This is a genomic window from Actinocorallia herbida (genome assembly GCF_003751225.1).
Lineage (GTDB): Bacteria > Actinomycetota > Actinomycetes > Streptosporangiales > Streptosporangiaceae > Actinocorallia > Actinocorallia herbida.
Genome location: NZ_RJKE01000001.1, coordinates 9,595,780 through 9,605,029 on the forward strand (window position 1 = coordinate 9,595,780; position 9,250 = coordinate 9,605,029).

At 72.0% G+C, this 9,250-nt stretch carries 9 protein-coding genes; 6 read left to right on the top strand and 3 right to left on the bottom strand.

The features are described 5' to 3' along the window. Positions 1-97 precede the first annotated feature (97 nt). Complete coding sequence (gene truA / locus EDD29_RS43800) at positions 98-973, top strand: tRNA pseudouridine(38-40) synthase TruA (RefSeq protein WP_123670010.1); 876 nt, start codon at positions 98-100, stop codon at positions 971-973. Between the two features lie 30 nt (positions 974-1,003). Here truA and EDD29_RS43805 read toward each other — a convergent pair whose 3' ends face one another. Together EDD29_RS43805 and EDD29_RS43810 are read right to left on the bottom strand one after the other, a co-directional pair. Continuing rightward, a complete protein-coding gene (locus tag EDD29_RS43805; protein WP_123670011.1) occupies positions 1,004-2,257 on the bottom strand; it encodes a hypothetical protein in 1,254 nt (417 codons plus the stop codon). Between the two features lie 66 nt (positions 2,258-2,323). Then, positions 2,324-4,069 (bottom strand): hypothetical protein, encoded by a 1,746-nt coding sequence (locus EDD29_RS43810; RefSeq protein WP_123670012.1) that lies wholly within the window; start codon positions 4,067-4,069, stop codon positions 2,324-2,326. A 325-nt stretch (positions 4,070-4,394) separates the two neighbouring features. Between EDD29_RS43810 and rplM the strand changes: the two genes are divergently transcribed. The 4 genes from rplM to EDD29_RS43830 all read left to right on the top strand — a co-directional run bounded on the left by rplM (position 4,395) and on the right by EDD29_RS43830 (position 7,528). Beyond that, on the top strand, positions 4,395-4,838 hold the full coding sequence (gene rplM / locus EDD29_RS43815; protein ID WP_123670013.1) for a 50S ribosomal protein L13: 444 nt from the start codon (positions 4,395-4,397) through the stop codon (positions 4,836-4,838). Positions 4,839-4,948: 110 nt separating this feature from the next. Beyond that, a complete protein-coding gene (rpsI, locus tag EDD29_RS43820; RefSeq protein ID WP_123671062.1) occupies positions 4,949-5,455 on the top strand; it encodes a 30S ribosomal protein S9 in 507 nt (168 codons plus the stop codon). Positions 5,456-5,592: 137 nt separating this feature from the next. Further along, the gene (gene glmM / locus EDD29_RS43825; protein WP_123670014.1) at positions 5,593-6,933 is read left to right on the top strand and encodes a phosphoglucosamine mutase; all 1,341 of its coding nucleotides are present in this window, start codon (positions 5,593-5,595) and stop codon (positions 6,931-6,933) included. 217 nt (positions 6,934-7,150) lie between these two features. Further along, on the top strand, positions 7,151-7,528 hold the full coding sequence (locus EDD29_RS43830) for a luciferase family protein (RefSeq protein WP_148086299.1): 378 nt from the start codon (positions 7,151-7,153) through the stop codon (positions 7,526-7,528). 17 nt (positions 7,529-7,545) lie between these two features. On the opposite strand, the gene EDD29_RS43835 is transcribed toward EDD29_RS43830, so the two are convergent. Continuing rightward, positions 7,546-8,184 (bottom strand): HNH endonuclease family protein, encoded by a 639-nt coding sequence (locus EDD29_RS43835; protein ID WP_123670016.1) that lies wholly within the window; start codon positions 8,182-8,184, stop codon positions 7,546-7,548. Positions 8,185-8,281: 97 nt separating this feature from the next. Here EDD29_RS43835 and EDD29_RS43840 point away from each other — a divergent pair, with 97 nt between their 5' ends. Continuing rightward, positions 8,282-9,232 (top strand): DUF389 domain-containing protein, encoded by a 951-nt coding sequence (locus EDD29_RS43840; protein ID WP_123671063.1) that lies wholly within the window; start codon positions 8,282-8,284, stop codon positions 9,230-9,232. Positions 9,233-9,250: the final 18 nt, after the last annotated feature.

A 9,250-nucleotide genomic window follows, 5' to 3' on the forward strand; every position in this document is an offset into this window, starting at 1 on the left:
TGCCGCGCTCCGACCCCCCGGCCGCGGGGCGCCGAGGACACTGATTACGAACTAGTACCTTCGAGTACGAGTACACCGAACTGCGGGAAACGGGGACATGACGTCGTTGGTGAGGCTCCGGCTCGACATCTCTTATGACGGGTCGGATTTCGCGGGCTGGGCGAGGCAGCCCGAGCAGCGGACCGTCCAGGGGGTCATCGAGGACGCCCTGGCCAAGATCATGCGGCTGGACCCGCCGCCCGTGCTGACGGTGGCGGGCCGCACCGACGCGGGCGTGCACGCGACCGGCCAGGTCGCGCACGTCGTCATCCCCTACCCGAACTACCAGCAGATCAGCGGTGCGATCGCGCGACGGCTCGCCGCGGTGCTGCCGCCGGACGTGCGGGTGACCGGGGTGGAGATCGCCCCGGACGGCTTCGACGCGCGCTTCTCCGCTCTGCGGCGGCGCTACGAGTACCGGGTGAGCGACGAGCCGACCGGGCTCCCGCCGCTGGACCGGCACGACACCGTCTGGCACCCCCGGCCGCTGAACGTCGACCGGATGAACGCGGCGGCCGCCCTGCTCGTCGGCGAGCACGACTTCGCGGCCTACTGCCGCAAGCGCGAGGGCGCCACGACGATCCGGCGGCTGCTGCGCTACGAGTGGGAGCGGCGCGGTGCGCGGCTCGCGGTCGCGACCGTCGAGGCCGACGCGTTCTGCCACTCGATGGTGCGGGCGCTGGTCGGCGCCCTGCTGTCGGTCGGCGACGGCCGCAAGCCGGTCGAGTGGCCCGCGGAGGTGCTGCTCGCCGGGGTGCGGGACTCCGCGGTGAAGGTCGCGCCCGCGCACGGCCTCGCGCTCGTGGAGATCGTCTACCCGGAGAACGGGAAGCTCGCCGCGCGCGCCCAGGAGACCCGCAGGGTGCGCACCCTGGCCGCCCCGACGCCGGAGCCCGCGCCCGCCGAGCGCGCGGCCCACCCGGTCGTCAGGTAGGTCCGGGCTCGGTCCGGCGGACGCGGCGGGTCAGCGCGCGCGCAGTGGGGCGTTGACGTAGCCGATGAAGGCCGTGGCGACCTTGGCGAAGGTCTGGTCCGCCTTGGCGGGCTTGCGGCCCTCCAGATGGCGTACGTAGACGTACAGGATGTACCTGCCGTAGGTGGTGCTCGCCGCGAAGCCGTTCGCGGCGCCGACCTGCTTGGTGTGCTTGCCGGGCAGGCCGACGAACCACTCGCCCTTGCGGGCGGGGCTGCCCGCCTTCTGCACGTTGATGGCGATCCGCTTGCTCGGCATCGCCACGACGCCGACGGTCACGCCGGTCTTGCCGCCCGGACCGACGAACGTCGAGCGCACCACCATCTGGCAGTCGTTCTTGATGAGCCCCTTGGCCATGGCGCCCGTCGCCGCGTAGTCGCAGCGCAGGTTGAGCGACTTGCGGTCGATGGCGTACTTCTGGCCGTCCAGGGTGATCTTCCGGTCGGGGAAGACCTCGTCCATGGTGAGCGGCTCGGGATCGGTGTCGGCCGAGTCGACGGACGGGACACCGGAGACCGAGGCGGTCTCCGTCTCGGTCGGCTGGGGGGCGGGGGCCGTCACGGTGGCGGTGACGGTCGGGAGCGCCACGGGGGGCTTGTCGTCGCCGCCGGTGAGGACGGCGTAGGCGAGCGCCGCGATGGCGAGGGTCGGCACGAGCGCGAGCGCGACGTACAGGGGCGCCCTCCTGCGCTTGCGCGCCCCGTGGCGGGCTGAGCGCGGGGGCGTCCGGGCCTCGTCGGCGGCATCGGTCTCGGCGGGGGCCGGGACCGGGGCGGGTTCGAAGGCGGGGGCGGGCTCCGGCGTCTCGGGCGGGACGGCCGAAGGGCCGGCGAGGGTCGGGAAGGCGGGCCGCGAGGCCATGCCGACGACCGTCGTGCCACCTGCGGAGGTGGTCGGATCGGCGGGGGAGGACGGGGCGGGAGGCGGGGCCGAGGGCGGGGTCCAGCGCGGGATCTCGCCGGTGATCGTCGCCTCGGCGGGCGGGATCTCCGGGCTCTTGGGCACGATCGTGCCGGTGAGGAAATCGCCGGAGGACTCCGGGGACCCGACGGCGTCGAGGGAGCCGGGCACCGGGGCCGCCAGGACGCCGACCGGTGGCGCCCCGGCCGGTGGTTCGGCCGGGGGGATCACCGGTGCCCACCAGGGGGCGGCGGGCGGACCTTCGGCGGGGAGCGTCGAGGCGGGAGGAGACAGGGGAGTCTCCGCGGCCTCGGACCCGGGCCGGGTGTCGTCAGGACCGGACATGGTCGTACAGGGTAGTCAACCCGGTGCAGATGCGGAGGGTTCGCCGGGAAATCACGGGTGTGCCGATCAGTTGGGGGGTTTGCCCATGGCGTCGCGGTAATGCAGCGCCGGGCCGAGATTGCTGCCGTTCACCGTGTTCTGGGCGAAGATCCGGGCGCGCTTCTTGCTCTTGGCGGGGACGGGCTTGCCGTTGGGCGTCTGCACCCACGTCATGATCAGGTAGTGCCCGCGGGTCCAGGCCGCGCCGAGCGCGTCGCCCTGGCCGATCTTGGCCGTGACGCCCTTGCCGGGCAGCGCGACGACGTAGGCGTCCTTGTCCCCTGCGGCCTTCTCGGCCTTCGCCGCGGCCTGCGAGGTCGCCAGGTTCGCCACGCCGACGGTGCCGATCATGCGCCCGTCCTTGGTGGCGAAGGTCGCCCTCAGGAACTGGGTGCACTTGCCCTTCTTCAGGGCGCTCTGGAGCGCCGTTCCGTGCACCGCCGCCGAGCAGTCCTTGGACACCTTGCGGATGTGCATCACGTACGTGGTGCCCTGGACGGTGAATTTGTCCTTGGCGAAGACCTCGCCGGGCTTGAGGGGCTTGGGGTCGGTCTTGCGGGACTTGAGCAGGCCCGCGGAGACCGGGAGCGAGGGCTCGGCCGAGGCGCCGGTGCCGGGGTCCGCGGAGTCTCCGGGGACCGGGTTCTGTCCGCCGGTCTGCATCGCGCCGCCGCCCGGGGGCTTCTCGTCCCCGCGGGTGAGCGCGTAGGCGCCGGCGCCCGCGACGACCACCGCGGCGACGAGGCCGCCCGCGATGATCAGGCCCTTGCGACCGCCTCCACCGCCTCCACCGCGCCGCTCGCTGCCGATCTCCTCGCGCGCGCCGTCGGGCTGCCACTGCTCGCCGCGGTCGTAGGGCGAGTCGCCTTGGGCGGCCCTGGCCTGCTGGGGGGGCACGGACTCGGCGCGCGGCTCGCCCCAGCCCGCGGGGGGCGGGACGGCCTGGGCGCCGCTGAACGACCGGTCGGCGTCGTAGCGCGGGACCTCGTAGCTGCCGCTGGCCGTGGCGCCGCCGCCGAAGCGCTCGGCGTCGTGGCGCGCCTCGTCCCCGTAGGGGTCGGCGGCGTAGGCGCCCTGGGGGGCGGCGTACGGGTCCTGCGCGTAAGGATCCTGGGCGTAAGCCTCGCGCGCGTAAGGGTCCTGCTCGGCGACCTGCTGGTACGGCCCGGAGCCGGCCTCCTGCTCGAAGCGCTGGGGCTCGCCGTACTGCGGCAGCGCGTAGGTGCCGGTGCCGCCCTCGGCCGCAGGCGGCGGGGTGGCGATGGTCGGGTTGTCGTAGCCGCCCGCGGGCTCGCCGGACGGGGCGGGGACGCCCGGGCCCGCGCCTCTGGCGCCCACGCCGTCGTGCCAAGGGGACTGCTGCGGTCCGCTCGGGCCGTCATAGGCGGCCTCCGGGCTCGGCTGCCAGGAGTTGTTCCCGTAGCCCGCGACAGCCGGGTCGGCGTAGCCGGCGGAGGGCGCGGCGAGCGGGTTCTCGGGCTGGCCGCCCTGCGGGGCCTCCGGCCAGGGCTTGTCGTCCAAAGGGCCCTGCTGACGGGCCGCGGCGCCCTCGAGCCACGCGCCGCCGGGCTGCTCGCCGGCCCATGCGGCGCCGGATTCGGGACCGTGCCAGGACGCGGTGCCTTCGCTCGGCTGCTCTTCGGGCGGGAGCGGGGGCTGCTGCGGGGGAACGGGGGCGCTCAAGGGGTGCCGGGACCAGTCGTCCTCGGAGGCGTCGAGCGGATCGCTGTCCCAGGACGGCCGCTGCTGGTTGCTGTCACCCGGATAACCCATGATGCTGAGCCTATCGGTCGAATCGTCAGTTGCCCTTACAGCCCGGCGCTGACTCCAACGATGGCACGCGGGACCGCGCGTGCGCAGCCGCTTTGCCGCATGCTCCCAAGCTCGGATATGCTGGGCGTTCGTATGTGTCGGGTTGCCTGATAGGGCGCGGGTCCTGAGAGATCCGCGAGCCGATTCCGGCGTCACAACATCCGGCACTGACAGGCCCGTCTGAGGTACGGACATGCCAGGAGTGCGGCCTTTCGCCGCCGAGCATGGCCGCTACAGAACGTCTGAAGGGCCGTTTCCGACAGTCGACAAAAAGAAGGCTTACGCCGTGCGCACGTACACCCCTAAGCCCGCTGACGTGGAGCGTCAGTGGCACGTCATCGACGCGACAGATGTCGTGCTGGGTCGCCTTGCCAGCCAGGTCGCGATCCTGCTTCGGGGCAAGCACAAGCCGATCTACGCGCCGCACGTTGACACCGGTGACTTCGTCATCATCGTCAACGCCGACAAGATCGCGCTCTCGGGCAAGAAGCTCGAGCAGAAGAAGGCCTACCGCCACTCCGGCTACCCCGGTGGTCTGCGTGCGGTGGCCTACAAGGACCTGCTCGAGAAGTTCCCGGAGCGCGCCGTCGAGAAGGCGATCAAGGGCATGCTTCCCAAGACGAAGCTGGGCCGCGCCCAGTTCGGCAAGGTGAAGGTCTACGCCGGTCCGAACCACCCGCACGGGGCTCAGCAGCCCGTCGCGTTCGAGATCGGGCAGATCGCCCAGTAGGTCTGGCTCATGCCAGCCCCCGCATCAAAAAGAGGCCGCTGGGGCGCCCTGAGAGCTTAGGCAGGGTCCGCCGCCCCGGTTTAGAAGACCAGACAGGAGAATTGAAGAACGTGGCTGAGACCACCGAGACCGAGACCGAGAACGTCGAGTTCGACGTCGAGGACGCTCCTTCGGAGTACACCACCGAGTCCGTCGTCGTCGAAGAGGTCGTCGTGCGGGTGCCCGCCGCGACCGGCCCCGCTTCGGCGACCGGCCGCCGCAAGGAGGCGATCGCCCGCGTGCGCATCGTCCCCGGCTCCGGTAACTGGACCATCAACGGCCGCACCCTCGAGGGCTACTTCCCCAACAAGGTGCACCAGCAGCTCATCAACGAGCCCTTCGTCACGCTCGGCCTCGAGGGCCAGTGGGACGTCATCGCGCGCATCAACGGCGGCGGTGTCACCGGTCAGGCCGGCGCCCTGCGCATGGGGATCTCCCGGGCGCTCCAGCTCTCCGACCCCGACAGCCGCCCCGCGCTGAAGAAGGCCGGCTTCCTCACCCGTGACCCGCGGGCCAAGGAACGTAAGAAGGCCGGTCTCAAGAAGGCCCGTAAGGCTCCGCAGTACAGCAAGCGCTAATCAGGCTCGCTGCTTGGCAGGCCCGCTTCTCTTGGCGGCTTGTGTGTCTGGGCGGCGGACATCACGATGCACGAAGGTGCAGGACGTGGTGTCCGCCGCTTCTGCGTATTTCTACTGGGATTGAGGGTGATCTTGACGTGGGTCGGCTGTTCGGTACCGACGGGGTACGCGGCCTGGCGAACCGGGACCTGACGGCGCGGTCGGCGATGGACCTGTCCATCGCGGCGGCGCGGGTGCTGGGCGACGCCGGTGCGTTCGAAGGGCATCGCCCGGTGGCCGTCGTGGGCAGGGACCCGCGTGCCTCCGGCGAGTTCCTCGAGGCCGCGGTCGTCGCGGGCCTGGCGAGCGCCGGAGTGGACGTGCTGCGCCTCGGCGTGCTGCCGACCCCCGCGGTCGCCTACCTGACCCGGGAGCTGGGCGCCGACCTGGGCGTGATGCTGTCGGCGTCGCACAACCCCGCGCCCGACAACGGGATCAAGTTCTTCGATCGCAGCGGGTTCAAGCTCGCCGACGAGATCGAGGACAAGATCGAGGCGAGGCTCGGCGAGGACTGGCAGGGCCCGACGGGCGCGGGCGTGGGCCGGGTCCGCGAGGCCGAGGGCGAGGTCTCCCGCTACGCCGACCACCTTCTGGCGACGGTCGGGGTCTCCTTGGCCGGGCTGCGCGTAGTCGTGGACTGCGCGCACGGCGCCGCGGCGGGCCTCGCGCCCGACCTGCTGCGCCGGGCGGGCGCGGAGGTCGTGGCGATCGGCGCCGAGCCCGACGGCCTCAACATCAACGAAGGGGTCGGCTCGACCCATCTGGACGGGCTGCGCGCCGCGGTCACCGCGCATGAGGCCGACGCGGGCCTCGCCTTCGACGGGGACGCCGACCGGTGCCTCGCGGTGACCGCGTCGGGCGAGGTCGTGGACGGCGACCAGATCATGGCGATCCTCGCGCTCGAACTGCACGACGCCGGCCGGCTGCCGTCGGCGACGGTCGTCGCGACGGTCATGTCGAACCTGGGCTTCAAGATCGCGCTGCGCGAGCAGGGCCTGACGGTCGTGGAGACCGCGGTCGGCGACCGGTACGTGCTCGAGGCGATGCGCGAGGGCGCGTTCGGCTTCGGCGGCGAGCAGTCCGGCCACGTGATCATGCTGGAGCACGGCACGACCGGAGACGGGGTGCTGACCGGGCTGCACCTGCTGGCCGCGGTCGCCCGCCGGGGCCGTCCGCTGGACGAGCTGGCCAAGTGCATGACGCGGCTGCCGCAGGTCCTCATCAACGTGCGCGGGGTGGCCAAGGAGCGCGCGGCGTCGTCGCCGGAACTGGCCGCCGCCGTCGCCGCGGCCGAGGCGGAGCTGGGCGACTCGGGCCGGGTGCTCATCCGCCCGTCGGGCACCGAGGCGATGGTCCGGGTGATGGTGGAGGCCGCGGCCGAGGACCAGGCGCACGCGGTCGCCGAGCGGCTGGCCGAGGCGGTCAGGACGCATCTGTAGGGGAGCGGGAGGCGCGGGCGGCCGAAGCCGTCCGCTCAGCCCCTGCCGAAGCCTCTTTGCGGTCGGCACTTCGCGGCATTCCTGTGCGTCTCTCCCGCGGCCTTTTCCGGTGAGAATCCCAGGTTCGCGAGGTCGGCTGAACATTCGACGAATCCGACGATAACGATTTGGGTGTGTGTGGTTCCGGGCGCCCGCCGGACGGGGTCACCATGGCCCCATGGACGACGCCCCCGCGGAAAGTCCCTTCTCCCAGCGAGTGATCTCGCTGACCCGTTCCTGGCCGCACCTTCGGGTGGAACGTGCCGACTGCGGAGTGGGCGTCGCCCTCACCGTCGACGGTGGCCAGGTCGCACATCTCCATGACGACGACGCCGAACTGCTGGTCGGCCGCGCGAGCGTCGACCGGATCCGCCCCGCGCTGGAGTGTGCGGGCCGGATCATCCCCGACGGCCCCGCGATCCGGGTGCGGCTGGAGGGGGAGAGCGACGTGAAGCTGCTGCTGACGCTGCTCAGCGTCGCGATCAAGGCCCGGCGCACCGAAGAGGGGAACGGTCCATGGTGCCGGGTGGCCCGGCACCGGCTCGCCGTCCCATGAGCACCGCGCGCTGAGGCTCAGCAGGACTTCAGCATCGTCGCGAGCCCGTCCTCGGCGCCTGCCGTGACGGGCAGGTCGTAGGCGAGGGCGACCCGCGTGAAGCGGCTCGCGTAGTCGCAGCGGAAGTCCTGCGGCGGCTGCCACTCCTCGGGGCCTGAGTCGCCCTTGCGCTGGTTGGCGCGGCCGCCGACGGCGAGGAGGTTGCGCGGGTCGTTGGCGAACTCCTCGCGCCGCGCCTTGTCCCACTTCGACGCGCCCATCCGCCAGGCGAGCGCGAGCGGGTAGACGTGGTCGATCTGGATCTCGGTGGGCCGCGAGCGCGTGAAGTCGATGGAGCCGTCGCCGTAGGGGTCGTCCTTCAGCACGCCGGACAGGACGACGCAGTCGTCGCGCTTCTCCACCTCGACGAGGTCACGGGCGAGGATGTCGTTGCGGGTGTCGCACCCGTTGTCGTCGACGTCCTTCCAGGAACTGCCGAAGGCCTTGCGCTCGTACGATCCGTCGTCGACCTCCTCGGCGACGCGCAGTCTTTCGAGGTCGACGGTGCTCTCGGGGGCGTCGGCGTTCACGGGCTCGCGGTCGGGGGCGGTGAGGGAGACCGAGCAGGAGGTCAGGGTCAGACCTGCGCATACCGCGGCGAGGGCCACGCGGAGCATGGGGGGAACACCTCTTCAGTTTTCTGTGGGCATTGGCCCTGGTTCGGGGGAATTGTCAGATTACGCGGGAGGGTCCGGCTGCGGCAGCATGGGCGGCATGCTGCATGTGCGCGCGATCGTGCCGCCCGATGAGACCGACGCGGTCGTCGCGGAACTCGCCCTGCACGTCGGGGTGACCAATGTCGTCGTGCTGCCCGGCGCGGCCCGGGTGCCGTCGGGGGACGTGGTCCTGTGCGACGTCGCCCGCGAGGCCACCGACGACGTCCTGACCGCGCTCAAGGCCCGCGGGATCGCCAGGACGGGGTCGATCGCCGCCTCCGAAGTGGACCTCGCCCTCTCCGACGCGGCCGCGGAGGCGGAGGAGCGGGCACCCGGCCACGGTGACGACGCCGTCGTGTGGGACCAGGTCTTCCGGCATCTCCAGGACGGCTCCCGGCTCACCTGGACGTTCGGCGCCTTCCTCGTCCTCGCGACCATGCTCGCCGGAATCGCCGCCCTGCTCGACTCGCCGATCCTCGTCGTCGGCGCGATGGTGCTCGGCCCCGAGTTCGTGCCCATCGCCGCGATCGCGTTCGCGCTGCTGACGGCCCGCTGGGAACTGCTGCGGCGTGCCAACCTGACCCTCGTCGTCGGCTTCGTGCTCGCGATCGCGGTGACCTACGTGTGCACCCGGATCGGCCGGTTCACGGGCTTCCTGGACCTCGCGGAACTCCCCGCGGACCGCCCGCTCACCGGATTCGTCTACAGCCCGGACCGGTGGTCGTTCCTCGTCGCGATCCTCGCGGGCATCGCCGGGGTGCTCTCGCTGACGTCCGGGAAGGCCGAGGCGCTGGTCGGCGTCTTCATCTCGGTGACCACCGTCCCGGCCGCGGGAAACCTCGCCGTCGCGCTCGCGCTCGGGCACTATTCCGAGGTACGCGGGTCGGTGCTCCAGCTCGGCGTGAACATCGGCGGCATGATCATCGCCGGGATCGTCACGTTCGTCGTGCAGTGGTTGTGCTGGAAGCTCGTCCTACGGAGGGGTATGGGTCGTTCCGAGGAGGGATGACGCGCTCGCCCGAACCCC